Source organism: Lysobacter sp. P5_B12, assembly GCF_056400425.1.
This window is the reverse complement of the sequence record NZ_JBFULG010000012.1, coordinates 1-26,205: the sequence shown is the minus strand read 5'-3', so window position 1 is coordinate 26,205 and position 26,205 is coordinate 1. Positions and strand designations below refer to the sequence as shown.

Annotated in this window: 18 protein-coding genes; 15 read left to right on the top strand and 3 right to left on the bottom strand. The window is 66.7% G+C overall.

What is annotated here, in order from left to right; translation table 11 throughout:
- Positions 1 to 46 precede the first annotated feature (46 nt).
- A complete protein-coding gene (locus tag AC1DOM_RS15395; RefSeq protein ID WP_498964864.1) occupies positions 47 to 403 on the top strand; it encodes a type II toxin-antitoxin system prevent-host-death family antitoxin in 357 nt (118 codons plus the stop codon).
- Positions 403 to 1,098 carry an ATPase gene (locus AC1DOM_RS15390; RefSeq protein ID WP_498964862.1) on the top strand — a complete coding sequence of 232 codons (696 nt, stop codon included), beginning with the start codon at positions 403 to 405 and terminating at the stop codon, positions 1,096 to 1,098. The genes AC1DOM_RS15395 and AC1DOM_RS15390 overlap by 1 nt, the downstream gene beginning before the upstream one ends.
- A gap of 70 nt (positions 1,099 to 1,168) precedes the next feature.
- Here the strand turns inward: AC1DOM_RS15390 and AC1DOM_RS15385 are convergent, their stop codons facing one another.
- Positions 1,169 to 1,318, bottom strand: coding sequence for a hypothetical protein (locus tag AC1DOM_RS15385; protein WP_498964860.1), 150 nt, complete (start codon positions 1,316 to 1,318; stop codon positions 1,169 to 1,171).
- Between the two features lie 77 nt (positions 1,319 to 1,395).
- Complete coding sequence (locus AC1DOM_RS15380) at positions 1,396 to 2,229, bottom strand: helix-turn-helix transcriptional regulator (RefSeq protein WP_498964858.1); 834 nt, start codon at positions 2,227 to 2,229, stop codon at positions 1,396 to 1,398.
- A gap of 242 nt (positions 2,230 to 2,471) precedes the next feature.
- Here AC1DOM_RS15380 and AC1DOM_RS15375 point away from each other — a divergent pair, with 242 nt between their 5' ends.
- Complete coding sequence (locus AC1DOM_RS15375) at positions 2,472 to 5,000, top strand: TonB-dependent receptor plug domain-containing protein (RefSeq protein ID WP_498964856.1); 2,529 nt, start codon at positions 2,472 to 2,474, stop codon at positions 4,998 to 5,000.
- A 57-nt stretch (positions 5,001 to 5,057) separates the two neighbouring features.
- Here AC1DOM_RS15375 and AC1DOM_RS15370 read toward each other — a convergent pair whose 3' ends face one another.
- Positions 5,058 to 5,981 carry a M14 family metallopeptidase gene (locus tag AC1DOM_RS15370; RefSeq protein ID WP_498964854.1) on the bottom strand — a complete coding sequence of 308 codons (924 nt, stop codon included), beginning with the start codon at positions 5,979 to 5,981 and terminating at the stop codon, positions 5,058 to 5,060.
- 99 nt (positions 5,982 to 6,080) lie between these two features.
- Here AC1DOM_RS15370 and AC1DOM_RS15365 point away from each other — a divergent pair, with 99 nt between their 5' ends.
- The 12 genes from AC1DOM_RS15365 to AC1DOM_RS15310 all read left to right on the top strand — a co-directional run.
- Positions 6,081 to 6,968: an NHL repeat-containing protein gene (locus tag AC1DOM_RS15365; protein WP_498964852.1), complete on the top strand. Its 888-nt coding sequence runs from the start codon at positions 6,081 to 6,083 to the stop codon at positions 6,966 to 6,968.
- A gap of 126 nt (positions 6,969 to 7,094) precedes the next feature.
- Complete coding sequence (locus tag AC1DOM_RS15360) at positions 7,095 to 8,723, top strand: TldD/PmbA family protein (protein ID WP_498964850.1); 1,629 nt, start codon at positions 7,095 to 7,097, stop codon at positions 8,721 to 8,723.
- 18 nt (positions 8,724 to 8,741) lie between these two features.
- Entirely contained in the window at positions 8,742 to 10,076 is a 1,335-nt protein-coding gene (locus tag AC1DOM_RS15355) for a TldD/PmbA family protein (protein WP_498964848.1), read from the top strand.
- A gap of 4 nt (positions 10,077 to 10,080) precedes the next feature.
- Entirely contained in the window at positions 10,081 to 10,782 is a 702-nt protein-coding gene (locus tag AC1DOM_RS15350; RefSeq protein ID WP_498964846.1) for a DUF4159 domain-containing protein, read from the top strand.
- A 9-nt stretch (positions 10,783 to 10,791) separates the two neighbouring features.
- A complete protein-coding gene (locus AC1DOM_RS15345; RefSeq protein ID WP_498964844.1) occupies positions 10,792 to 11,787 on the top strand; it encodes an AAA family ATPase in 996 nt (331 codons plus the stop codon).
- Positions 11,788 to 11,799: 12 nt separating this feature from the next.
- Entirely contained in the window at positions 11,800 to 12,711 is a 912-nt protein-coding gene (locus tag AC1DOM_RS15340; RefSeq protein WP_498964842.1) for a DUF58 domain-containing protein, read from the top strand.
- Positions 12,708 to 13,862, top strand: coding sequence for a BatA domain-containing protein (locus AC1DOM_RS15335; protein WP_498964840.1), 1,155 nt, complete (start codon positions 12,708 to 12,710; stop codon positions 13,860 to 13,862). The genes AC1DOM_RS15340 and AC1DOM_RS15335 overlap by 4 nt, the downstream gene beginning before the upstream one ends.
- The gene (locus AC1DOM_RS15330; protein WP_498964838.1) at positions 13,859 to 15,943 is read left to right on the top strand and encodes a hypothetical protein; all 2,085 of its coding nucleotides are present in this window, start codon (positions 13,859 to 13,861) and stop codon (positions 15,941 to 15,943) included. Before AC1DOM_RS15335 ends, AC1DOM_RS15330 begins: the two co-directional genes overlap by 4 nt.
- Positions 15,940 to 17,793 (top strand): carboxypeptidase regulatory-like domain-containing protein, encoded by a 1,854-nt coding sequence (locus tag AC1DOM_RS15325; RefSeq protein ID WP_498964836.1) that lies wholly within the window; start codon positions 15,940 to 15,942, stop codon positions 17,791 to 17,793. Before AC1DOM_RS15330 ends, AC1DOM_RS15325 begins: the two co-directional genes overlap by 4 nt.
- A 105-nt stretch (positions 17,794 to 17,898) precedes the next feature.
- Positions 17,899 to 20,811, top strand: a complete 2,913-nt coding sequence (locus AC1DOM_RS15320) for an FG-GAP-like repeat-containing protein (RefSeq protein WP_498964834.1) — start codon at positions 17,899 to 17,901, stop codon at positions 20,809 to 20,811.
- A 29-nt stretch (positions 20,812 to 20,840) separates the two neighbouring features.
- Positions 20,841 to 23,717: an NHL domain-containing protein gene (locus AC1DOM_RS15315; RefSeq protein WP_498964832.1), complete on the top strand. Its 2,877-nt coding sequence runs from the start codon at positions 20,841 to 20,843 to the stop codon at positions 23,715 to 23,717.
- 58 nt (positions 23,718 to 23,775) lie between these two features.
- Positions 23,776 to 26,205, top strand: a 2,430-nt coding sequence (locus AC1DOM_RS15310; protein ID WP_498964830.1) for an FG-GAP-like repeat-containing protein, incomplete at its 3' end; no start/stop codon positions are given.

Sequence of the window (26,205 nt, the reverse complement as noted above, 5' to 3'; positions counted from 1 at the left end):
TCCAAAAAGGGGTAAATTCGGCCCATTCCCGCCCCTGGAGCCGGACATGGCGCTGACGCTGAAGCTCGACGCGATCGAAGACCTGCCGCATACGCCCGCCTCGGACGTCAAGAAGTTCGGCTGGCGCGCGCTGATGCAGGCGATCGCCAGCAAGGGCAAGGTGGTGGTGACCAACCACAACCAGCCGCAGGCGGTGGTCCTCTCGATGGACGCGTACGACGCGATCCTCGAAGCCCTGCGCACCGCCGCGCAAAGCGACCAGGCCGCGCTCGATGCCTTGCGCACGCGCTTCGATGCACGCCTTGCCTCGCTGCAGGCGCCCGATGCCGGTGATCGCCTGCGCAAGGTCGCGCGCGCCGGCGCGAAGCTGTCGGGCAAGGTGAAGTCGGGGGCGACCTACTGATGCCGCGGCCGGTCTTGTTCGTCCTCGCAGGCGTGAACGGGGCAGGCAAGAGTTCGATCGGTGGCCACTTGCTGAAGGCGCAAGGCGTCGACTGGTACAACCCCGATGCATTCGCCCGCGCCTTGCGCGAGGCCACCGGGTGCGGCCAGGCCGATGCGAACGCCCAGGCGTGGGAAGAGGGCATGCGCCGCCTCGATCTCGCATTGGAAGGCAACGCCTCCTTCGCCTTCGAAACCACGCTGGGCGGCAACACCGTGCCGGCCAGGATCCGGCTCGCCGCGGCGACGCACGATGTCATCGTCTGGTTCGTCGGGCTTGCCTCCCCCGAGCAACACATCGCGCGCGTCGCCCTGCGCGTGGCGGCGGGCGGCCATCCGATTCCGGAAGCCAAGATCCGCGAACGCTGGCCCGCCGCGCTCGCCAACCTCATCGCGCTCATGCCGCACATCGCGGCGTTGCAAGTCTTCGACAACAGCGTCGACGTCGCGCGCGGCAAGGCGATCCCCGATCCCGTGCGCGTGCTCGAGATGGCGCACGGCAAGGTGGCCTGGCCAACCGACCTGGACGATCTGATCCGCACGCCCGCGTGGGCCAAGCCGCTGATCGAGGCGGCGCTGTCGATGACGCAGGCCGCGGGACAGACGCAACGCGCTACAAAGCGCGCACCAGGGACTTCGTCCCGGGCACGGGCTTGAACACGTCACACAGGCGTTGCATCAGTGCCAGGGCGGCCCCGCGTCGTGCGGGGCGCGCCCGAATGGACGGTCAGCCTTCCTGCCTGGCCGACACGTGCGCTTCCTTCAACTTCGTCGCGCACTCTTCGCAACACACTTCGACGGTCTGGCCGCCGATCTTCACCTCGATGGCGTTTTCATCGAGCGGGTAATCGCAGGCGGCGCAAGTCTTCTGGGACATGGTGGATCTCCAGGGGCGTACCCGTAGCGGGTAGGTGCATTGAACCGCCAGGGCACATCGGCGCGCTTTCGGAATCTTTAGCGACGACGCAACGCGGTCTGCCGAAACTCCGAGGGCGAGCGTCCATACACCTGCTGGAACGCCGCGCTGAAATGACTGTGGCTGGAGAAACCCAGGGAGAGGCCCAGCGTCGTCAGGTCCTCGACTTCGCTCAACAGATCCAGCGCACGCGCAAGGCGCAGCCGCAATTGATAGCGATACAAGGGCATGCCCTCGACCATCTGGAAGCTCTGCGTGAGATACACCGGCGAGACGCCGACTTCGGCCGCCACGCCCGCCAGCGTCCAGCGCCGCGCGAGGTCGCGCATCAACACGATCTTGGCGCGATCGACAAGGCGTTGCCTGCCGACACTCGAGGCGGCGGCATGCGTCGTGCGCGGCCCGATCGCGCGTTGCACCAGCGTCAGGGCGAGGCTTTCGCCTTCGAGCGGCTCGGCGATGCCTTCGCGCAGGCTGTGGCGGAGCAGCGCGACGAGGACCTGCGCGCGCGCATCGATGCGCAACCGATGCAGGCGGAACGCGAACGTATCCCCCTCGCGCAACAGGTGCTGCGGCGCGATTTCCTGCAGCAGCGCCTCGTCGACCCCGATGGCCAGGCTGGCATCCCCGCCCGGGTTCGGATGGCGCACCCGATAGCTTTCGCCGCGATTGAAGATCAGGACCTGGCTCGCATCGGCCACGGCTTCTTCTTCGCCGACATGCACGACGTAAGTGCCCCGATACGGAAAGACGAGTTCGGTGGTGGTCGAGCGTTCTTCGTCGCCCAGGTGACGATGTGTTCCTGCGCAAACGACATCTCGCACTGCAACAGTGGGCGTTCGCAACAGCAGATGGGTGGCGAATTCGGACATGGGCGCCCAGCTTAGGCCTTGCCGGCCAAATCGCCGATGCCCGCGCGCAGCAACGACGTAACCGTTTTCTGCTGCAGCGCCACATGTGAACCGCTCATCGGTTCTACGTTCCGGTCGTTAGCAATTCGTTATGAAGGTGTTACACATTCCGTGCGGCGCATCGGAGTGCCGCCGGCGTGGACTGCGCCGACCACGAATGCAGGAGTGACCCGGGCATGTCGATGGAATCTCGCAAAGGACTCATGAAAGTGTCGGCCTTGGCCCTGGGCTTGTCGTTCGCGTTGGCGGCGCAGGCGCAGGAAGCCAGTACGGGGGCGCCCCCCGCCGACCAGCAACAGGGAACGAAAACGCCCGCCGAACTCGACACCGTGCAGGTGCTCGGTTCGCGCGCACGCGGCCGCACCGCGTCGGAGACGGCCGCGCCCGTCGATGTCATCAGCGCCGAACAACTCCGCCAGGCGGGCGTGCAGGAAGTGGGGCAGATCCTGCAGATGCTCGAACCGAGCTTCAATTTCTCCCGCACCTTCGTCAGCGACGGCACCGACATCCTGCGCCCGGCCACGCTGCGCGCGCTCGGGCCCGACCAGGTGCTCGTGCTCGTCAACGGCAAGCGCCGGCACCAGCAGGCGCTGGTGAACGTGCAGCAGACGATCGGTCGCGGTTCGGCCGGTACCGACATCAACGCGATCCCGATCTCGGCGATCGACCGCGTCGAAGTGCTGCGCGATGGCGCGTCGGCGCAGTACGGTTCCGACGCGATCTCCGGCGTGATCAACATCGTGCTGCGCCAGCAGACCGACAGCACGCTGATGAACTTCGAAGTCGGCCAGACCTACAAGGGCGACGGCGAGGTCGTGCACGGCGGCGCCAACACCGGTTGGAAACTCGGCGATGGCGGTTTCATCAACCTCACCGGCGAATACCGCGACCGCGGCGAAACCAATCGCGCGGGCCCCGACCTGTTGCGCGTGGATCCTCCGCGCGTCACCCAACGCCTCGGCGATGCCGACGCGAAGGACATGTACCTGTGGTTGAACGGCGAGTTGCCCCTGGCCGGTGGCGAGCTGTACTGGTTCGGCGGCGCTTCCAAGCGCGAAGGCGATTCCTCGGGCTTCTTCCGCACCGGCGGCGACAACCGCACGGTGCCCGAGCTGTATCCCGACGGCTTCCTGCCCAACATCATCACCACGGTGAAGGATCAATCGCTCGCGGTGGGTTACCGCAGGCTGCTCAACGATGCGTGGGACATGGATGTCTCCGTGAACCACGGCCGCAGCCAGTTCGGTTTCGAGGAACGCAATTCGGTCAACGTCAGCTGGTGGTACGAGCCGATCGATCCGGCCAATCCTGCCGCCGGCATCTACGGCACTTCGCCGGTGGAAGCCGACACCGGCACGCTCGAATTCACGCAGACCACCGTCAACCTGGACTTCCGCGGCAACATCGACTGGGGCATCGGCAACAGCCCGCTGTCGCTGGCCACGGGTGCCGAATGGCGCACGGACGGTTACGCGATCGAAGCCGGCGACCCGGTGTCGTACACGTACGGTCGTACCGACAATCGCGGCATTCCGATCACCGGCCAGACCGGCGACATCGCGCAACCGGGCATGCAGGGGTTCCCCGGGTTCTCGCCGCGCGAAGCGGTGGATGAAAGCCGCCACAACTGGGCGGTGTACCTGGACGGCGAGTCCAACCTCACCACCGACTTCCTGCTCGGCGCGGCGGTGCGTTACGAGGATTATTCCGACTTCGGCACCACCGTCACCGGCAAGTTGTCGGCGCGCCTGGACATGAGCCCGACCTTCGCGATCCGCAGCACGGTCTCCACCGGTTTCCGCGCACCGGGCGTGCAGCAGTTGTTCTACGGCCAGCGTTCGACCAACCTCAACGCGGCCGGCGTGCTCACCGATACGCTCACCGCGCGGCAGGACAGCGACGTCACGCGCGCCTTCGGCATCGCGCCGCTGAAGGAAGAGGAATCCACCGCGTTCACCCTGGGCCTGGCCTGGCGGCCGAACGAGAAGTTCGCGCTGACCGTCGACGTTTTCCAGATCGACATCAACGACCGCATCATCTTCTCCAGCAACATCCAGCCCGAAGATCCGGCGACCTGCGGCCCGGCGAACGCGGGTTGCCCGATCCGCCAGATCCTCGATCCGATCGGCGTGGGCCAGGTGTTGTTCTTCACCAACGCCATCGACACCAAGACCGAAGGCGTGGACATCGTCGCCGACTACAACACCGACCTGTGGGGCGGCGCGCTCGATCTCACCGCGCTGTTGCACTGGAACGACACGGTGGTCAACAAGCGCCACTCGCCGTCGACGGTGTTGTCGCCGCAGGTGTTGTTCGACGACACGCAGGTCACGCTGGTGGAGAAGGGCCAGCCGGGCGCCAAGCACGTGTTGCAGGGCTTCTGGCACAACAACGCGTGGGAATTGACGTTGCGCGAGAACTACTTCGGCGCCGTGTCGGGTGAAGGCTTCACCCCGGGCCTGAAGGAAACCTGGGGCGGCAAGTGGCTGACGGACGTGGCGGTGGGCTACAACTTCACCGACAACATCCGGCTCACCGTCGGCGCCAACAACGTCTTCGACGTATATCCCGACAAGTGGGACGCGGGCATCACCAACCCCAACGATCCGCAGTTCGGCGTCTCGCCGCAGACCAACGTCTTCCCCGCGCTGGGCTTCGTCTACGGCTGGGAAACGATGCCCTTCGGCATGAACGGCGGGTACTACTACGCCAAGATGGACTTCAAGTTCTAAGCTCTGCTCCCTCCCCTGCGAGAGCAGGGGAGGGTTGGGGAGGGGTTGCGCGGGACTTCAGCGCGCAACCTCACCCAACGCAAACCCAATCGCCGCCCGCACCGCCGCCACCTGCGCATCGTTGCACTGCTCCGGCGTCGCCCGCGGACTATCCGGATACACCTCGGTCGTCGTGCGATAGCGCGCGTTCGTGATCGACGGGCACAGCCCCAGCTCGCGCAGCGGATAGTTGATCACGCCATGCGCGACGACGGGCGAGGCGATGATTTCGTTGTTCGCATCCGGCGGCGCGATGTGCGTGACGTGTTCGACCGCCGCGATGATCGCCTGCTGGAATTCCGGCTGCGGGTCTTCGGTATCGCCGACGAGATAAAAACCATCCGGAATGCCTTCGGCTTCGAAGGGCTTTCCGTCGCGCGCCGCGAGGGCGGGACGGAATTCGGATTCGTCGGTGTCCGTGGTTTCGTGCAGGTCGATGTGCACCAGCACCTTGTCGCGAATCGGAGCGACCAAACGCAGCAACGCCGCCGACTCTTCCGACGGGCTGTTCTCGCGGAACGAACGATTGGGGTCGATCGCATTCGGGTTCCAGCGATGGATGCGTTCGTACGCCCACGGGCTCACGCACGGCACGACGAGCAGGTTCACGCGGCCGGCGTAGTCCTCGCCATGGCGTTCGACGAATTGCAGCGCGCCATGCACGCCGCTGGTTTCGTAACCATGCACGCCGCCGGTGACGAGAACGGTCGGCAACGCCTCGTTCCAGTTGCGCGAACGGATCGCCAACTGCGGAAAGCTTTCATCGCCGTAGACCAGGCGCCCGTATTCGCTGACGTCGAAGCGCGAACGCAGGCGATCGATGCGCGCGACGACATCGTCGGCGTAACTGCGATGGCGAACCTGCCCGGCGAGCCAGGCGTGTTTTTCGGCGGCGCCCCAGGGCTGGCCGGCGGTGCCGATGGGGTAGGACGATGCGGTCATGGAAAGGCGGGGGAGTGTGGGGAAAACGCACTTTACACGCTGCATCCGTGCGATTGCGCGGAGCGTATCTGCGAGGTCTCGCCCACAGGGAGTGCGCTCATGTCGATCCTCGCCCGCATCGTGTCCGCGCTCCTGCTGTCGTGCCTGGCGACAGCCGCTCTCGCGCACCCCGGCGCTTCGATCCACGTGACCGCCGATGGCCGCGTCTTCTTCATCGACACCGGCGGTGGCGTGTTCGTCATCGGGCGCGACGGGAAACTGGTGCGGCAACCGGGGCCGGGCTTCCACTGGTTCGCGCTGGATGAAGCCTCGGGCCTGGCGAAAACCCCGTGGCCCGCGATCCCCGGCGCGGAGATCACGGCGGTCGGTCTGCATCCGACGGTCGTGTTGTCCAGCGATTTCCCGGATGCGGTCGGTGCCGATGGCGCCCTGTATTTCGCGCAACTTGTCGGGCAAGAACGTTGGGACTTCGTGCGCATCGCGCCGTCGGGTGCGCGCTCGATCCATGCGCATTTCCCGACGATGAAGCGCTCCAATGGCGACGTGCAATACGTCAACGGCCTGGCTGCGACGCCCGGCGGCAATCTGTATTTCACGAACGATCGCTCGGTGCATCGCATCGATGCGAAGGGCAAGGTCACGACCCTCGTACGCGACGTCGCTGTCGAAGGCTGCGCGCGCATTCCCGGTGTCGAGGACTACCTCGGGCCCTACTTGCGCGGCCTGGCCGTCGCACCCAACGGCACCGTCTTCGTCGCCGCGGCAGGGTGCGGGGCGGTGCTCATGATCTCGCCGAAGGGTCGCGTGACGACAGTCCTGCATTCCACGCCGCCTTATTCGCCCACCGCAGTGGCGGTGGCCAAGGGCGAGATTTATGTCCTCGAATACCTGCACGACGACTCCGACGACCGCCTGCACTGGTTGCCGCGCGTACGCAAGATCACGTCGAAGGGAACGATCGAGGTGTTGGTCCGCACGACGCGCTGACCGTCCCCGAACTCGACCGTCCGCCTCGAGGCCGCCCCATCTAGCCCGTTGGTCATCTTGTCTTTCCCGACGCCGCTCCGCACAGTCGGCGGGGTTTACGGATCCTATTGCCTCGGGGAGTCACAGATGGACAGACGCACGTTCCTCACGATGTCGGGCCTGGGCGTGGCCGGCCTGATGGTGCCTTTCGGCCGCGTCATCGCCGCCGAAGCGCTGGTGGACACCATGGATGTGGCCAGGAAGAAGGCGCTGGCCGATGCCGCGCTGCAGGCCGCGACCTCCGCGGGCGCGACGTATTGCGACGTGCGCATCGGGCGCTACCTGCGCCAGTTCGTGATCACGCGCGAGGACAAGGTCCAGAACGTGGTCAACACCGAATCCACCGGCATCGGCGTGCGCGTGCTGGTCAACGGTGCCTGGGGCTTCTCGGCCACCAACGCGCTGAATACGCAGGGCGTGGTGAAGGCCGCCCAGCAGGCCGCGGCCATCGCCAAGGCCAACGCGAAGATGCAGACCGCCCCCGTGCAGCTGGCGAAGACGCCGGGCGTGGGTGAAGTGGCGTGGAAGACGCCGATCGCCAAGAACTCGATGGAAGTGCCGATCAAGGACAAGGTGGACCTGCTGCTCGGCGTCAACGCCGCGGCGCTGGCCGCCGGCGGCGACTTCGTCAATTCGATGCTGTTCCTGGTCAACGAACAGAAGTACTTCGCCTCCACCGACGGCAGCTACATCGACCAGGACGTGCACCGCATCTGGGCGCCGATGACGGTCACCGCCATCGACAAGGCCAGCGGCAAGTTCCGCGAGCGCGACGGCCTGTCCTCGCCGATGGGCATGGGCTTCGAATATCTGGATGGCGCGCAATCGGGCAAGTTCGTCTCGCCCAACGGCGTGACCAACTACGGCCTGTCCTACGACATGAAGGAAGACGCGATCGCCGCGGCCAAGCACGCACGCGCCAAGCTCACCGCGCCGTCGGTGAAGCCGGGCAAGTACGACCTGGTGCTCGATCCTTCGCACACCTGGCTCACGATCCACGAATCGATCGGCCATCCGACCGAACTGGACCGCGTGCTCGGCTACGAAGCCAACTACGCCGGCACCAGCTTCGCCACGCTCGACAAGCGCACCAACAAGTTCCAGTACGGCAGCGACAAGGTGAACATCGTCGCCGACAAGCTGCAGAAGGGCAGCCTGGGCGCGGTGGGTTACGACGACGAAGGCGTCAAGACCAAGCGCTGGGACCTCATCAAGAACGGCGTGCTGGTCGATTACCAGACCATCCGCGACCAGGCCCACATCCTGGGCAAGACCGAATCCGATGGTTGCTGCTACGCCGATTCCTGGTCGAGCGTGCAGTTCCAGCGCATGGCCAACGTCTCGATGCAGCCGGGCAAGGACAAGCTGGGCGTGGCGGAGATGATCAAGGATGTCGAGAACGGCATCTACATCATCGGCGACGGCTCGTTCTCCATCGACCAGCAGCGTTACAACGCGCAGTTCGGCGGCCAGCTGTTCTTCGAAATCAAGAACGGCCAGATCACCAAACAGATCGAAGACGTCGCCTACCAGATCCGCACGCCGGAATTCTGGAACGCGTGCGTCGGCGTCTGCGACGAAAGCGACTATCGCCTCGGCGGTTCGTTCTTCGACGGCAAGGGGCAGCCGGGCCAGGTCTCGGCGGTCTCGCACGGGTCGAGCACGGCGCGCTTCAACGGCATCAACGTCATCAACACCGCCCGCAACCTCGGCTGATCTTCGGAGACCTATCAAATGAGCATCCTCAGCGAAGAGCAGGCCAAGGCCATCCTCGACAAGGTCGTCAAGTTGTCGAAAGCCGACCAGTGCACCGCGCAATTGACCGGCAACGTCGACGGCAACATCCGGTTCGCGCTCAACAACATTTCCACCAGCGGCATCGTCGAAGACACCGAACTCGCGGTCGAAGTGGCCTTCGGCAAGCGCGTGGGCGTGGCGACGATCAACGAGTTCGACGATGCCTCGCTCGAACGCGTGGTGCGCCGCGCCGAAGAGCTCGCGCGCCTCGCACCCGAAAACCCGGAGTTCATGCCGGCCATCGAGAAACAGACCTACAAGCCGAGTCCGACCTTCAGCGAATCGATCGCCGCCATCACGCCGGAATATCGCGCCCAGGTCGCCGCCGATTCGATCGCGCCGTGCAAGAACCAGAATCTCATCGCCGCCGGCTTCCTCGAAGACGGACAGAGTTTCGTGGCCTTCGCCAACAGCAAGGGCAACTTCGGTTACCAGCGCGCGACGAGCTTCGACTACACCTGCACGGTGCGCACCGAAGACGGCCGCGGTTCGGGCTGGGTGGGGCGCAACGTCAAGGAAGCCGGCGAGTTCAAGGCCGACGACGACATCCGCGTGGCGATGCGCAAGGCCACCGAATCCTCCGAAGCCAAGGCGCTGGAGCCGGGCAAGTACACCGTGATCCTGGAACCGGCCGCGGCCGCGGGCCTGATCTCCTTCATGTTCAACTTCTTCGGCGCACGCGAGGCCGACGAAGGCCGCAGCTTCCTGTCGAAGAAGGGCGGCGGCAACAAGGTCGGCGAGCAGGTGTTCGACCCGCGCGTGAACTTCAGCGCCGATCCGTGGGACGCCAACGCGCCGGTGTTGCCGTGGGACGGCGAAGGCCTGCCGCGCGAGACGATGCCGATCGTGAAGGACGGCAAGGTGGTCGCGATGCAGTACTCGCGCTACTGGGCGAAGAAGCAGGGCAAGCGCGCCGTCGGCGACCCGGGCAACCTCATCATGTCCGGCGGCGACAAGTCCACCGCGCAGTTGGTGGCCGGCACGCAGAAGGGCATCCTGGTCACGCGCACCTGGTACATCCGCATGGTCGACCCGCAGACGGTGCTGCTCACGGGCCTGACGCGCGATGGCACGTTCTACATCGAGAACGGGCAGATCAAATATCCGGTGAAGAATTTCCGTTTCAACGAATCGCCGGTGATCATGCTCAACAACATCGAGGAACTCGGCAAGCCGGTGCGTACCGCGGGCGACGAGTCTTCGCTGCTGATGATGATCCCGCCGATGAAGTTGCGCGACTTCACCTTCACCTCGCTTTCGGACGCGGTGTAAGCGTGTGACGCGCGCGCAGTTCCTCCGGCTGCTCCTGCTCGGGGCAGTCGGAGCTGCATTGCCGCCGCGCGTGCGCGCGGCGCGCGTGGCCTACGACTTCTGGCTCACGCGCCTGAAATACGACTCCGGCGATTGGGATGTCGACCAGCGCATGCCGTCGAACCTGGTGACCTCGCTGATCGACTACACCAACCTGCGCGTGGACCCGACCGAACACGTACTCGCGCTGGCCGATCCGAAGATGCTCACCGCGCCGTTCTGCTACCTGGCCGGGCACAAGCTGGTGGAGTTCAACCCGCAGGAGCGGCGCAACTTCGAGCGTTACGTGCGCAACGGTGGATTCGTGTTCGTCGACGACTGCAACCACGACATCGATGGCTTGTTCGCCAAGTCCTTCGAAGCGCAGATGGCGTCGATCTTCGGGCCGAAAGCCCTGCGCAAGTTGCCGAACAACCACCCGATCTATCGCAGCTTCTTCAAGTTCCCCGACGGGCCGCCGGCGACCGGCTTCGAATTGAACGGGTGGGGCGACGACCTGGTGCACGACTACCTGCGCGGGATCGAGATCGACGGGCGCCTGGGCATTCTCTACAGCAACAAGGATTATGGTTGCGAGTGGGACTACGACTGGCGCAACAAGCGCTTCCTGGCCGAGGACAACACCAAGTTCGCGGTCAACATCGTGATGTACGCATTGAACAGCTGACGGATGCCCATGAACGACAATTTTTCCGAAGCCGACCTCAAGGCGCAGCTGGCGCGACTGTCCACGTTGCGCGAAGCGATCGCGCAGGCGATCGTCGGACAGGAAGCGGTGGTCGAACAATTGCTGATCGGCCTGCTCGCCGGCGGCCATTGCCTGCTCGAAGGCGTGCCAGGCCTGGGCAAGACGCTGCTGGTGCGCTCGCTCGGGCAAGCGCTCGCGTTGCAGTTCCGGCGCGTGCAGTTCACGCCCGACCTGATGCCCAGCGACATCCTCGGCACCGAATTGCTGGAAGAAGACCACGGCACCGGCCATCGGCATTTCCGATTCCAGCCGGGCCCGATCTTCACCAACCTGCTGCTCGCGGATGAGCTGAACCGCACACCGCCGAAAACGCAGGCCGCGTTGCTCGAAGCGATGCAGGAACGCACGGTGAGCTATGCGGGCGTAACGCACGCGCTGCCGTCGCCGTTCTTCGTCCTCGCAACGCAGAATCCGCTGGAGCAGGCCGGTACATACCCCTTGCCCGAAGCGCAGCTCGATCGCTTCCTGCTGCACATCCGCGTCGACTATCCGAGCGAACGCGAGGAGTACGACATCCTCGCGCAAACCACGGGCACCGCGATGGGGCAGGTGCCCGAAGTGATGCACGGCGAAGAAGTGCTGGCGCTGCAAGCGCGTGTGCGCGAAGTGCATCTCGGGCCCGATCTGCTCGCGTGGATCACGCGCCTGGTGCGCGCGAGCCGCCCAGGCGACAACGCACCCGCGGAAATCCGCCAATGGGTGAAGTGGGGCGCCGGCCCGCGTGCTGGGCAGTCGCTCGTGCTCGCGGCGAAGGCGCGTGCCCTGTTGCACGGTCGTCTGTCTGCGACGCGCGAGGACATCCTCGCGCTCGCAGCGCCGGTGATGCGCCATCGCCTGCTGCTGTCGTTCGCGGCTGAAGCCGAGCAGAAGAGCGCGGACGACGTGATCGCGGCGCTGCTGCGCAGCGTCCCGTTCACCGCCTGACGAGCGCGATCCGTGCGTGCAGGCCCGACGATCGCCGAACTGATTCCGCCGCAGGTGCGCGCGCGGTTGAAGGACTTGCGCCTGGTCTCGCGCCGCGCGGTGGGCTTGCAGGGTGTCGGCTTGCATCACAGTCGCAGCCGTGGCGCCGGGCTGGAGTTCGCGCAATATCGTGCGTACGAACCCGGCGACGAGTTGCGCCAGGTCGATTGGAAACTCTACGCCCGCTCGGATCGCTTCTTCGTGCGCGAAGCCGAGCGCGAAAGTCCACTGGCGGTGTGGTTGCTCGTCGATGCGACCGCATCGATGGCGCAGGAAGATGCCGCGCGGCCGGGCTGGTCGCGCTTGTCGGCGGCCAAGGGGCTCGCGGCCTGCGTCGCGGAGCTCGCATTGCGACAGGGCGATCGTTTCGGCATGGCGGTGTTGCGCGGCGATGGCGTGCGCGTGGTGCCGCCGGGGTCGTCGGTGCGGCAACGCGATCGCTTGTTCCTCGAATTGCACGGGCTTGCGGCCGATGGTCGCTGGCCCGACGCGGACCGTTTGCGGCCCTTGTGGGAGCGCATCGGTGCGGGCGACCTGGTCGTGTTGCTCAGCGATCTGTTCGATGAAGGCGCGGTCGATGTCGCCACGCGCATGGCGGCGGCGCGGCGCGAAGTGCTCGCGATCCAGATCCTGACGGCCGAGGAGCGCGACTTTCCGTTCGACGGCGGGCATCGCTTCCGTGATCCGGAAACCGGCGAAGAGTTGCTCGGCGATGGGCCGGCGATGCAGGCGGAGTTCCTCGCGCGATTCGCGGCCGCGCGCCGTGCCTTGCAGGCGCGCCTGGACACCGCGGGCATCCGGCACGCCGACTACGTGCTCGACCAGCCGCTGGATCTGCCGCTGCGGCGCCTGTTCGGCGCCCGCGACGCCGCGGAGTACACGTGAACCTGGTGTTCCTGCTGCCCGCCGGGCTCGCTGCGCTGGCGGCCGTGCTGCTGCCGCTGGTCATCCATCTCGCGCGTCGCAGCGAACAACGGCCGACGGTGTTCGCCGCGTTGCGATGGTTGCGGCAGAAGCCGAAGCCGCGGCATCGAATCCGCTTCGACGAGTGGCCCTTGTTGCTCGTGCGCGTGTTGCTCGTGGCCTTGGTGGGTGTGTTGCTTGCGAAGCCGGTGTTGTTCGGCGCGGCGAGTCATGCGCCGTATGTGGCGGTGGCGCCCGGGGTCGATGTGGCGCACGCCAGGCAAACGACCGCGCCCAAGGATGCGCGGTGGCATTGGTTGGCGCCGGGGTTTCCGGCGATGTCGTCGACGCCGCCGACATCGGAGGCATCGATCGCCAGTGTGTTGCGTGAACTCGATGCGGCGTTGCCGTCGGATGTCGCGTTGACGGTGGTGGTGCCTGCGCAACTCGATGGCGTGGATGCACAGATCCCGAAATTAAGCCGCCATGTCGATTGGCGCGTCATGGAAAGCCCCTCTCCCTCCGGGAAAGGGGTTGGGGAGAGGGTCAGTCCCCCGACGCCTCTTGAAATTCGCTACGCACCGGAACGCAAAGACGCCATGCGCTACTTGCGCGCCGCGAACATCGCCTGGCACGCGTCGCCCGACGTCGCGGATGCCGCCCAACCGCTGACCCCGAAATCCACGCGCGTGGCCTGGCTCGTGCCCGGCGCGGTTCCCGTCGAGCTCATCGAATGGATACGCACAGGCGGCACCGCCTTGCTCGATGCGCAGGCGACGATCGCCGACATGCCGCCCCTCGTGCCCGTCTGGCGCGACGACGCCGACGCCGTGTTGATGGAAGGCGCGGCGTTCGGACGAGGCCGCGTGCTGCGCTTCACCACGCCGCTCGTGCCTGCACGGATGCCCGTGCTGCTCGAAGGGGATTTCCCGCAACAGCTGCGTGCGGCGCTCGATCCGATGCCGGCGATGCCGACCCGCGTTTCCGCCACCGATCATTCGCCGATCACCGGCGCCGCCGCATTTCCGCCTGCGCCGCGCGATGCGACGCCGTGGTGGGTGCTGTTGGTCCTGCTCGTGTTCGCCATCGAGCGGTGGATGGCGACGCGGCCTCGTCGCGGRGTGACGCCATGAGTGTCGCGGCGCGTCTGCAGGAATGGTTGAACGCCGCGCGCGTGCGGCGCGGCGTCGATGTCGCGCTCGCCTGCCTGCCATGGAGCGCGCTGGCGATCGCGTTGGCCTGGCGCCTTGGCGGCGCGATCGCGGCGGCCTTCGTCGCCGTGCTCGCGGTTGCCGCGGTTGTCCTGTTCGCGCGTCATCGCATGCGTCGCCTCGACACCGCGTGGTTGATCCGCGAGCTCGACGCGCGGCGCCCGGACCTGGAGGACAGCACCGATCTGTTGTTCGCAAACGCCGAAAGGCTGACGACACTCGAGCGCCTGCAGGTCGCGCGCCTCGGGACGCGACTGGACGCCGCGCCCGCGCCGGATCTGCGCCCGCGCTGGTCCGCGCGCACCATCGCATTCGGCGTCGTGTTCGCGTCGCTCGCCATCGCCGCGATCCTGGCGTGGCCCGAACGACAACCGGTCACCTTCGACAATGTCCTCGCGAACATCGGCGTTTCCACCGCGAAGCCGACGCACACGCGCATCGTCGCGCAAGCGCTGGCCATTGCACCGCCTGCGTATACGCGCTTGCCGGCAAGGGAAACCACCACGCTCGATGCGAAGGCCCCGCAGGGCACGCGCCTGCAATGGACGCTGCGGTTCGCGCCGCAACCCCGGCGCGCAGAACTGGTCTTCCACGACGGTCGCAAGCTTGCGCTCACGCGCGAGGGCGAGGATTGGCGCGCCACGGACCTGCTCGCGCGTTCCGCGCTCTATCGCATCGTCCTGCACGATGCGCCGCCCTTGCAGAAGACCTCGCTCCATCGCCTCGATGCGATCGCCGATCGCCCGCCGGAACTGCGCGTCGTCGCACCGGATCGCGGATTGACCCTGATGAAGACCGGTCAACGCACCTGGTCGCTCGCGTTCGAAGGCACCGACGACTACGGGGTGTCATCGAACGCGCGCCTGCACATCACCGTCGCCCACGGCAGCGGCGAGGCCATCGAATTCCGGGAGCAACAGCTCGGTGTCGGCGGAACCGGCACCGCCACGGCGAAACGCTACGCAAGGCAATTGGATCTGGGTGCGCTGGGCCTGGCCGAGGGCGACGACCTGGTGGCGCAACTGCGCGTCGACGACAACCGTTCGCCCGGCGCGCAGACCGTGCGAAGCGCGAGCGTCATCCTGCGCTGGCCGCCGGACCTGGGCGCAGAAGCGACGGGTGTCGAAGGCATGGTCAAGAAAGTGCTGCCCGCGTACTTCCGCAGCCAGCGCCAGATCATCATCGATGCCGAAGCGCTGTTGAAGGAAAGGCGCACGCTGGCCAACGATCGCTTCCTCAAACGCAGCGACGAGATCGGCGTGGACCAACGCATCCTGCGCCTGCGCTACGGCCAGTTCCTCGGCGAAGAAGCCGAAGGCGAACCGCAGGCGCCGCCGACGAATGATGCGGCGCCGGCGGCGCCCGCGTTCGGTCAGGACAACGCTGTCGTCGAAGAATTCGGTCACACGCACGATCAACCCGAGGCCGCGACGCTGCTGGATCCGGATACGCGCGCGACGCTCAAGAAGGCCCTCGACCAGATGTGGCAATCCGAACTGCACCTTCGGCAGGGCACGCCGCAGGAGGCCTTGCCGTACGCGTATCGCGCGCTCGGATTCATCAAGCAAGTGCAGCAGGCCACGCGCATCTACCTGGCGCGCGTGGGAACCGAGTTGCCGCCGATCGACGAATCGCGCCGCATGGGCGGCGACCGTGGCGCGATCACGCGCGGCGATGCGCTTGCTGCCGGCGCATCACCGGATCCGGAACTGGCGTCCCTCTGGCGCGCGTTGGATGACGGCCCGCAGGCCTCGACGGTCGACTTCGCCGCACTGGAACGCTGGTTGGGCGCGCATCAATCGCAGTTGTCCGATCCCCTGGCGTTCGTCGCCGCCATCGAGGCCTTGCGTGCGCAACCGGATTGCGTTCGCTGCCGCCGGGAGCTGCGTGCGCTGCTTTGGCCGCTGCTGCGCAGGCCCGCTGCGAACGTGGCGCGACGCGGGGGCGACGATGCTGCGGCCCGTGCCTACCTCGACGCATTGCGGGAGGAACGCGCGCCGTGAATGCGTCGACACTCGGAACGCACGCGTTCGACCTGGCCCTCGTGGTCGGTTGTGTGCTGGCGGTCGTCGCGGTCTTCGCCATGATGCGGCTGATCGTTCGGCACCTGCGCACTTCGGGAACGCGCGCCGCAACCTGGCGCGTCGCCGTGCTCGTGCTTGCGCAACCCGTGTGCGCGGTGCTGCTGTATTTCGCACTGCTACCGCCGACCACGCCGGGAGAGGCGGGCACGCTCGTGGTGGCGACCGCGCGCACGCCAGTGTCCGCGCTCGGCAAGGGGCAGGGCGGTGATGCCGTCGTCGCCTTGCCCGAAGCACCGACGCTCGCGGGCATCGAACGCGCACCGGATCTGTCCACCGCGCTGCGTCGTCATCCCGGCATGCAACGCCTCCGCATCCTCGGCGCGGGGCTCGAAGCACGCGATCGCGATGCGGCGCGCGGATACGCCGTCACGTTCGTGCCGAACGAAACGGGCCGCGGGCTCATCGCACTCGAAGCCCCCGCGCATGCCGTTGCAGGCGGTGCATTCGCCCTCCACGGACGCGCGCACGCGCTGCGCGGTGGCAGCGCGGAGCTGCGCGATCCCGCGGGCGTGCGCGTCGATCGTGTCGCGTTGAACGAAGACGGGCGCTTCACCCTGCGCGCGACAACACGCGTTCCCGGCGCCGCGGTCTTCCGCCTGCGTCTGCGCGATGCGGGGCAGCGCATCGTCGAAGACGTCGCGCTACCGCTGGACGTCGAAGCGCCGAAGGCACCGCGCGTGCTGCTGCTTGCCGGCGCGCCGGGCCCGGAAATCAAATACCTGCGGCGCTGGGCGCACGACGCAGGCCTCGCACTCCAGGCGCAGATGTCGGTGGGCGGTGGGGCGGAACTGGGTGACACACCGGTTGCGTTGAATGCGGCGACGTTGAAGGGCTTCGACCTGGTGATCCTGGACGAGCGCGCCTGGTCGACCCTCGGCGAAGGGCAGCGCGCCGCCCTGGCCGAAGCGCTGCGTGGCGGACTCGGTGTGCTGCTGCGCGTCACGGCTCCCTTGTCGGAAGCCGAGCAGCGCCGCTTGCGCGCACTCGGCTTCAGCGTCGACGCAGGCCGCGATGCGACGGAGATCCGATTGCCGGAACCGCGTCGCGACGATGAAGCGCTGCGTGCGCGCATCGGTCCGGGAACGCCCGACCAGGCGCGCAGCAACACGACACCCGTGTCCGAGACGCCTGCGCTGACGCGACGCGCGTTGCGCATCGCGGCCAATGACGGCATCGCGCTGCTCGATGGCCAGGATGACGCAGCGCTTGCGACCTGGCGTGCGGAAGGCCGTGGCCGCATCGCCGTGTGGCCCGTTGTCGACACCTATCGCCTGGTGCTCGCCGGCCGCGACGATCTGCATGCGGAACTGTGGAGCAACGCGGTGGCCACACTCGCGCGCGCGCAGCCCGACCGGCCTTTCACGATCGATGGTGAAACGCGCGTGGGCGAACGCCTCGCGTTGTGCGGCGTTTCGCGAGGCGCGACAGTCGCATCACCCGGTGGAACACCGACCGCCCTGTCGATCGATCCGGCGACGCAATCGCGCGCCTGCGCCGCCTGGTGGCCCCGTGAAACGGGGTGGCATCGTTTGACATCGCAAGGTCGCACGCAACGTTTCCACGTGCGTGCGGCGACCGAGGCGCCGGGACTGCATGCACAGCGCGTGCGCGAAGCCACGTTGCGCCTTGCCGCCGATGCGCAAGCCACGCCGGCGAACATCGCCGACGCGCCGCGCAATCCCGGCGCGCGTTGGCCCTGGTGGTTGGCGTGGCTGGTGGCGAGCGGGGCACTGTGGTGGTTCGAACGCGCGCGCCTCGCACACCGCTGATGTCCTCTTGCGCTGTCGGGGTGAGGATCGGTGTCGTGTTTCCCGGCGCGTGAGGCCGCTATAGTCCGCGTCGGGGAAGATGCAGTCCGAAAACAGGGGAAACGCGTGACCGAGACTCAAGAGCGCCTGCGCAATCGCGGGCGCCTGGTGGTGTGCGCGGCGTTGGCTGCGCTGGGAATGAGCAGTGCTGCCCTCGCGCAAACGCAACCGAGTTTCGCGTTGATCGCAGGCGGTTGGACCGGCGACGGTGGCCAGGCGACGGCGGCGAACCTGCACGGTGCCGCCGACGTGGCGTTCGACAAGGCCGGCAATCTTTACGTCGCCCAGTTCACGGGCAACCGGATCCGCAAGATCACGCCCGCAGGCGTCATCACCACCGTGGCAGGTGGCAACACGGGGTTCGCCGGCGATGGCGGACCTGCCAGCCAGGCGCTCATCGACCGCCCCCAGAGTCTGACATTCGACGCGGCGGGCAACCTCTATTTCACCGATGCGGGCAATCGTCGCGTGCGCCGCATCGCGACCAACGGCACGATCAGCACGGTCGCGGGCAACGGCAGTTACGTCAGCAGCGGCGACGGCGGGCAGGCGATCAACGCCGGTTTCGCGTTGCCGGGTTCGGTAGCGGTGGATGCGTCGGGCAATCTGTTCGTGACCGATCTGCTCGCCAATGTCGTGCGCAAGATCACGCCGGCGGGCATCATCAGTACGTACGCGGGCACCGGGGTCGCCGGTTACGCGGGCGACAACGGCCCCGCCAAGGCAGCGCAACTGTCCAACCCGAGCGGCGTCGCCACCGACGCGGCCGGCAATCTGTATATCGCCGACACCGGCAACCGCGTGGTGCGATACGTCTCGACCGCCGGCACGATCACGACGTTCATGAGCCCGTTCGGCTATCCCGACAACGTCGAAGTGGACGCGAACGGCGCGGTCTACATCGGCGACACTTGCGACCTGTACCGATTCGTCGGAACCACGGGCATCCGGTACGGCAACAGCGGCGATTGCGGGCGGTCCCCGGACGGCACGTTGGCGACGCAAGCGGACTTCGGGTTCGTCGACGGGGTCGCGGTCACGCCCAACGGCGATATCTATTTCGCCGATGCGGACAATACGCGCATCGCGAAGATCACGGCCGCGAGCGGCCTGATTTCGACGTATGCCGGTGCCCCGATGGCGCAAGCGGACGGCACCGCGGCATTGTCGGGCACCTTGTCGACCATCAACGCGCTGGCCGTCGACAACGCCGGCAACGTCATCATCTCCGAGCGTTACAGCGGGCACGCCGTGCGGAAGCTGTCGGCAGGCAAGCTGTACAACCTGGCCGGCAACGGCCCCGATGGGTGGAAGACCACGTGCGCTGCGCCCTGCAACGCGTTGTCGTTCTACCTGTCCAATCTCTCGGGCGTCGCCGCCACGGCGGCAGGCCATGTCTTCATCGCCGATCGCGGCCTGAATCGCGTGCTGTCCGTCAAGAACGGAACGGTCTCGGTATTCGCCGGCGGTGGAGCGTCCAACAACCTGGACGCTCCCCTTCCCGCGACCTCGGTCAAGATCAACCCGCGTTCGATCGCGACGGATGCGGCCGACAACCTCTACATCGCCGATTACATCGGCATGCGCATCCGCAAGGTCGATCCCGCCGGCGTGGTCCGCACCATTGCCGGCGACGGTTCGAACACGCCCTTGTCCGGCGATGACACCACGGCGGTCAACACCCCCGTCGTCAATCCCATGCACGTGTCGGTCGACACTGCGGGCAACGTGTATTTCTACGAAGAAGGCACCGGTACGATCCGCAAGGTCGACACGGGCGGCAGCCTCCGTCATTTCGCGGGCGTTTCGAAGGTTTGGTTTCCCGAAAGCAATACTCCGCCGTTCCAGCCCTGGCCGGGTGGCTTCTCGGGTGAAGGTGGCCCGGCCCTCGATGCACACCTGGGCAGCGTGACCGGGCTCGTCGCGCACTCCAGCGGCGTGTACGTCACCTCCGAATGTCGGGTGCGCCGCATCAAGCCGAATGGCATTGTCGAAACACTCTCGGCCTTCCCGAACTGCGCGCTCGGCCTGGCGGCCAGGGGTCGCTTCCTGTACGTCTCCAGCAACAGCGGCCGCGTTCTGCGCGCGCAACTGCCGCGCATCACGCCGAACGATTTCAACGGCGACAGCAAGTCCGACCTGGTGTGGCGGGCGAGCACCGGCGCGAACGTGATGTGGTTGGGCGCGGTGAACACGACGACGCAGGCGGTCGCGGCCAACCCGAGCGAATGGAAGCTCGCGGGGCAGGGCGATTTCGACGGCGACGGCAAGTCCGATTTGGTGTGGCGCAACACGAGCACCGGCGCCAACACGATCTGGCGCGCCGGCAACACGAACACGCGCATCACGGTCACGACGCTGACAGACCAGGCCTGGAAGATCGCCGGCGTGGGCGATTTCGACGGCGACGGCAAGTCGGATCTGTTCTGGCGCAATTCGAGCACCGGCGCGCAGCAGGTGTGGTACTCGGGCAACTCCGCGACCCGTTTGATCGTGAATCCGCTCGCCGACATGCAGTGGCTGTTCGTCGGCATCGGCGACTTCGACGGCGACGGCAAGTCCGACCTGTTGTGGCGCAACACCGTCACCGGCGCCAATTCGATCTGGCGCAGCGCGAACTCGCAGACCAAGTGGCCGATCGTCGGCGTGACCAACCAGGCGTGGAAGATCGTCGCGATCGCCGATTTCAACGGCGACGGCGCCTCCGACATCCTCTGGCGCGACACCACGACCGGCGCGAACACGATCTGGAAGTCGGCCAACAATGCGACGCAGCAAGCGGTCGTGGGCGTGAGCAACCTGCAGTGGAAGGTGGCCGCGGTCGGCGATTACGACAACAACGGCCTGTCCGACATCCTGTGGCGCAACGGCACCAACGGCGCCAACACGATCTGGAAGAACGGCAACAGCGCAACGCAGATGGCGCTGCCGGCGGTGGGCATCGGCTGGAGCGCGCAGCCGTACGAGGCGCAGCCGTGAACGTTTTTGGTCACTTCGGGGAAACGCGCATGACAAAGCCTCAAGACAAGCGCCTGCGTCATCGCGGCCGCCTGGCGTGGTTCACCGCGCTGTTTGCACTGGGCCTTGGAACGGCCATCGCGCAGTCGCAACCGAGTTTCGCGCTGATCGCAGGCGGTTGGACGGGCGACGGTGGCCAGGCGACGGCGGCGAACCTGCACGGCGCCGCGGACGTGGCGTTCGATGCCGCCGGCAACCTGTACGTGTCGCAGTATTCGGACAACCGCATTCGCAAGATCACGCCCGCGGGCGTGATCACGACTGTCGCCGGCGGCAACGTCGGGTTCGCAGGCGATGGCGGGGCCGCGAGCCTGGCGCGCATCAACCATCCCATGGGATTGGCGTTCGACAAATCGGGCAACCTGTATTTCGCCGATACCGGCAACCGCCGCGTGCGTCGCATCGCGACCAACGGCACGATCAGCACGGTCGCCGGCAACGGCTACTACTTCAGCAGTGGCGATGGCGGCCAGGCCATCAACGCCGGTCTGGTGTATCCGACCGCAGTGACCGTCGATGCGTCGGGCAATCTGTTCGTGGCCGACGGGTCGGCGCATGTCGTCCGCAAGGTCACGCCCGCGGGCACCATCAGCCGGTATGCCGGCACCGGGTCCGATGGAAATGCCGGCGACAATGGGCCGGCGAACCAGGCGCTGTTGTCGCATCCCTCCGGCGTCGCCGTGGACGCGAGTGGCAACCTCTACATCGCCGACAGCTTCAGCGGCACGGTGCGGCGCGTTTCGACGACGGGCACCATCACCACGTTCAAGAGCGGCCTGGGCTTTCCCGACGATGTCGAAGTGGATGCCGGCGGCGCCGTCTATGTTTCCGACGACTGCCGGTTGTACATGTTCGTCGGAGCGACCCAGGTGTCTTACGGCAACGGCGAATGCGGGCGTTCGCCCGATGGTTCCCCGGCGTCGACCGCGGGCTTCGGGTTCGTCGATGGCATCGCGGCCACCGCGGCCGGGGATATCTATTTCGCCGATTCCGACTATGCGCGCGTGGCGAAGATCTCGGGCGTAAGCGGCCTGATTTCCACGTACGCCGGCGCGCCGATGGCGCAGGCCGACGGCACGGCGGGTTTGTCGGGCACGCTCTCGATCGCCAACGCGCTCGCGGTCGACAACGGCAACAACATCTTCTTCGCCGAACGATTCGCCGCCCACAAGGTGCGTCGCCTGTCGGCGGGCAAGCTTTACAACGTCGCCGGCATCGCCTTCGAAGCGTCCAGCACGTGCGCCGCGCCCTGCAACGCGCTGTCGTTCTTCCTCCCGAATCTCTCCGGCGTCGCGACGACGGCCGCAGGCGACCTCTACGTCGCGGACCGTTCGCTGAAGCGGGTTTACGCCGTGAAGAACGGCACCCTGCGCGTCTTCGCGGGCGGTGGCTCGGGCACGGGCGAAGGCGTCGCCGCGACCAGCATCGCCATTTCGCCGCGCGGCATCGCCACCGACGCTGCCGACAATCTCTATATCGCCGACTACGCGGGGCTCCGGATCCGCAAGGTCGATCGCGCGGGCATCGTCCGCACCATCGCCGGCAATGGTTCGAACGCTGTCGGCGAGGGTGGCGGGGCGGTCGGTGCCGCCGTCGCCAGCCCGACCTACGTGTCCGTCGACACCGCGGGCAACGTGTACTTCTACGAAGAAGCCACCGACACCATCCGCAAGCTCGGCACCGACGGCATCATCCATCAGTTCGCGGGCGGTGCGGTGTTTTCGGGCCAGGACCCGAACGCATCGGGCGGATTCCATGGCGAAGGCAACTTCGCAACCAACGCGCAGCTCTACGGCGTCACCGGCCTGGCCGCGCATTCCAGCGGTGTGTATCTCACTTCGGAGTGCGCGCTGCGCCGCGTCAAGCCGAACGGCAGGATCGAAACTCTGACGGCCTTTCCGAACTGCGCGCTCGGCCTGGCGGTGAAGGGACGCTTCCTGTACGTCTCCACCGACAGCGGCCGCATCCTGCGCGCGCAACTGCCGCGCATCACGCCGAACGATTTCAACGGCGACAGCAAGTCCGACCTGGTCTGGCGCGCGAGCACCGGCGCGAACGTGATGTGGTTGGGCGCGGTGAACACGACGACGCAGGCGGTCGCGGCCAACCCGAGCGAATGGAAGCTCGCGGGGCAGGGCGATTTCGACGGCGACGGCAAGTCCGATCTGGTGTGGCGCAACACGAGTACGGGCGCCAACACGATCTGGCGCGCGGGCAACACCAACACGCGCATCGCCGTGGTTTCGCTCACCGACCAAGCGTGGAAGATCGCGGGCGTGGGCGATTTCGATGGCGACGGCAAGTCCGATTTGTTCTGGCGCAACTCGAGCACCGGCGCGCAGCAGGTGTGGTATTCGGGCAACTTCGCGACGCGCCTGATCGTGAATCCGCTCGCCGACATGCAGTGGCTGTTCGTCGGCATCGGTGATTTCGACGGCGACGGCAAGTCCGACCTGTTGTGGCGCAACACCGTCACCGGCGCCAATTCGATCTGGCGCAGCGCGAACTCGCAGACCAAGTGGCCGATCGTCGGCGTGACCAACCAGGCGTGGAAGATCGTCGCGATCGCCGATTTCAACGGCGACGGCGCCTCCGACGTCCTCTGGCGCGACACGACCACGGGCGCCAACACGATCTGGAAGTCGGCCAACAACGCGACGCAGCAAGCGGTCGTGGGCGTGAGCAACCTGCAGTGGAAGGTCGCCGCGGTCGGCGATTACGACAATGACGGCCTGGCCGACATCCTCTGGCGCAACGGCACCAACGGTGCGAACACGTTGTGGAAGAACGCGAACAACGCAACGCAGATGGCGCTGCCGGCGGTGGGCATCGGTTGGAGCGCGCAGCCGTACGAAGCGCAACCGTAAACAACGTTCCGCGCCGGGAAGGCGCGGAAATGAAATTCGATCATTCCAGGAGAAGTGCGTGACGAAGTCTGAAACAACGCGCCTGCGCAATCGCAGCCGCATGGTGTTGTTCGCGGCGCTGTGCGCGCTCGGATCGGCAGCCGCCAATGCGCAGCAAATGCCGTTCCAGCTGCTCGCGGGTGGATGGAGCGGAGACGGCGGGCAGGCGACCGCCGCGAACCTGTACGGTGCCGCCGACGTCGTGTTCGACAAGAGCGGCAACCTGTACGTGGCGCAATACGAGGAAAACCGCATTCGCAAGATCACGCCCGCGGGCGTCATCAGCACCGTGGCGGGTGGCAACACGGGATTCGCCGGTGACGGCGGGCCGGCGAACAAGGCGCTCATCAGCCGTCCCCAGGGATTGGTGTTCGATGCAGCGGGCAACCTGTTCTTCGGCGACGTCGGCAATCGTCGCGTGCGTCGCATCGCGACCAACGGCACGATCACCACGGTCGCCGGCAACGGCGCCTACGTCAGCAGCGGCGACGGCGGGCAGGCGATCAATGCCGGCATTCTGTTTCCCGGCGCACTGGCGATCGATGCGGCGGGCAATCTGTTCGTGTCCGACGGAACGGCGCACGTCATCCGGAAGGTCACGCCGGGCGGCGTGATCAGTACGTATGCAGGCACGGGCGTCCGCGGCGCCGACGGCGACAATGGGCCGGCGAAGGCCGCGCAACTCAATGGCCCGTCGGGCATCGCCTTCGACGCAGCCGGCAATCTCTATATCGCCGATTCCGGCAATCACGTGGTGCGTCGCGTGTCGTCGACGGGCACGATCACGCTCTACCGCGACGGCCTGATGTTTCCCGACGACGTCGAGGTGGACGCCAACGGTACGGTGTACGTCGCCGACATGTGCAAGGTGTACCGGATCGCAGGCACAACGACCACGATCATGGGCACCGACGACTGCGGGCGCTCGCCGGACGGCACGCCGGCGGCCGGCGCGGTCTTCGGCTTCATCGACGGCATCGCGCCCACGGCGAATGGGGACCTGTACTTCGCCGACGGCACCAACGCGCGCGTGACGAAGATCAGCGGCGCCAGCGGCTTGACCTCGACGGCCGCGGGCGTGCTGCTCGCACAGGCGGATGGAACGCCGGCGTTGTCGGGGACGATGACGGTGATCAATGCGCTGGCGGTCGACGCAACCGGCAACGTCTACGCCTCGGAAACCAGGGAGAATCGCATCCGCAGGCTCTCGGCGGGGAAGCTTTACAACTTCACGGACGGCATCATGCAGCCGACGGGGGTTGCCACGTCCACGACGGGCCAGGTCTTCGTCGCCGCCCGCAAGGTCTGGGCGATCAAGAACGGTGTCACCTCGCTCTTCGCTGGCGGCGGCGCGGACCGGACCAGCGACAACGCCCCGGCGACGACCCTTTACCTCGACGCGCGCGGCATCGCCACCGATGCCTCCAACAATCTCTACATCGCCGACTACAACGGCGTGCGTGTCCGCAAGGTCGATCCCGCGGGCATGGCGACGACGATCGCCGGAAACGGCAGGACCGATCCGGAGGTCGACGGCATCGCCGCAACCAGTTCCAGCCTGTTCTATCCGGAGCACGTGGCCGTCGACACCGACGGCAACGTCTTCATCTACGAAGCCGTGAGCGTGATCCGCAAGGTCGGGACCGACGGCATCATCCGGCGCTTCGCCGGCGCTCCGCTCGACGTGCCGTGGCTGGGTGGCTTCACGGGCGAAGGCGGTCCTGCGCTCGACGCGAAGCTTGGCGTCGTCAACGGCATGGCGGTGCATTCCAGTGGCCTGTACCTGACGTCCGAATGCGCGGTGCGTCGTGTCGCGCCGACGGGCAAGATCCAGACCCTCGGCGGATTTCCGAACTGCGCACTCGGCCTGTCGATCAAGGGCCGCTTCCTTTACGTTTCGACCCAGAATGGCCGCGTGTTGCGCGCACCGTTGCCGCGCATCACGCCCAACGATTTCAACGGCGATGCGAAGTCGGACCTGGTGTGGCGTGCAAGCACGGGCACCAACGCGATGTGGCTGGGCGCGGTGAACACGACGACGCAGGCCATCGCGACCAACCCGAGCGAATGGAAACTCGTGGGGCAGGGCGACTTCGACGCCGATGGCAAGTCGGACCTGGTGTGGCGCAACACGAGCACGGGTGCCAACACCATCTGGCGCGCCGGCAACACGAACACGCGCATCGCGGTGCCGACCTTGACCGACCAGGCCTGGAAGGTCGCGGGCGTGGGCGACTTCGATGGCGACRGCAAGTCCGACCTGTTCTGGCGCAACGCGAGTACCGGTGCGCAGCAGGTGTGGTATTCGGCCAGCGCCGGCACGCGTTTGATCGTCACCACGCAGGCCGACATGCAGTGGGTGTTGGGCGGCGTGGGCGACTTCGATGGCGACGGCAAGTCCGATCTGTTGTGGCGCAACACCGTCACCGGCGCCAATGCGATCTGGCGT

What these genes read in the sequence shown, in the direction of transcription:
- AC1DOM_RS15395 (WP_498964864.1), top strand. Translation starts at nt 47, where the DNA reads ATGGCGCTGACGCTGAAGCTCGACGCGATCGAAGACCTGCCGCATACG.
- AC1DOM_RS15390 (WP_498964862.1), top strand. Translation starts at nt 403, where the DNA reads ATGCCGCGGCCGGTCTTGTTCGTCCTCGCAGGCGTGAACGGGGCAGGC.
- AC1DOM_RS15385 (WP_498964860.1), bottom strand. Translation starts at nt 1,318, where the DNA reads ATGTCCCAGAAGACTTGCGCCGCCTGCGATTACCCGCTCGATGAAAAC.
- AC1DOM_RS15380 (WP_498964858.1), bottom strand. Translation starts at nt 2,229, where the DNA reads ATGTCCGAATTCGCCACCCATCTGCTGTTGCGAACGCCCACTGTTGCA.
- AC1DOM_RS15375 (WP_498964856.1), top strand. Translation starts at nt 2,472, where the DNA reads ATGAAAGTGTCGGCCTTGGCCCTGGGCTTGTCGTTCGCGTTGGCGGCG.
- AC1DOM_RS15370 (WP_498964854.1), bottom strand. Translation starts at nt 5,981, where the DNA reads ATGACCGCATCGTCCTACCCCATCGGCACCGCCGGCCAGCCCTGGGGC.
- AC1DOM_RS15365 (WP_498964852.1), top strand. Translation starts at nt 6,081, where the DNA reads ATGTCGATCCTCGCCCGCATCGTGTCCGCGCTCCTGCTGTCGTGCCTG.
- AC1DOM_RS15360 (WP_498964850.1), top strand. Translation starts at nt 7,095, where the DNA reads ATGGACAGACGCACGTTCCTCACGATGTCGGGCCTGGGCGTGGCCGGC.
- AC1DOM_RS15355 (WP_498964848.1), top strand. Translation starts at nt 8,742, where the DNA reads ATGAGCATCCTCAGCGAAGAGCAGGCCAAGGCCATCCTCGACAAGGTC.
- AC1DOM_RS15345 (WP_498964844.1), top strand. Translation starts at nt 10,792, where the DNA reads ATGAACGACAATTTTTCCGAAGCCGACCTCAAGGCGCAGCTGGCGCGA.
- AC1DOM_RS15330 (WP_498964838.1), top strand. Translation starts at nt 13,859, where the DNA reads ATGAGTGTCGCGGCGCGTCTGCAGGAATGGTTGAACGCCGCGCGCGTG.
- AC1DOM_RS15315 (WP_498964832.1), top strand. Translation starts at nt 20,841, where the DNA reads ATGACAAAGCCTCAAGACAAGCGCCTGCGTCATCGCGGCCGCCTGGCG.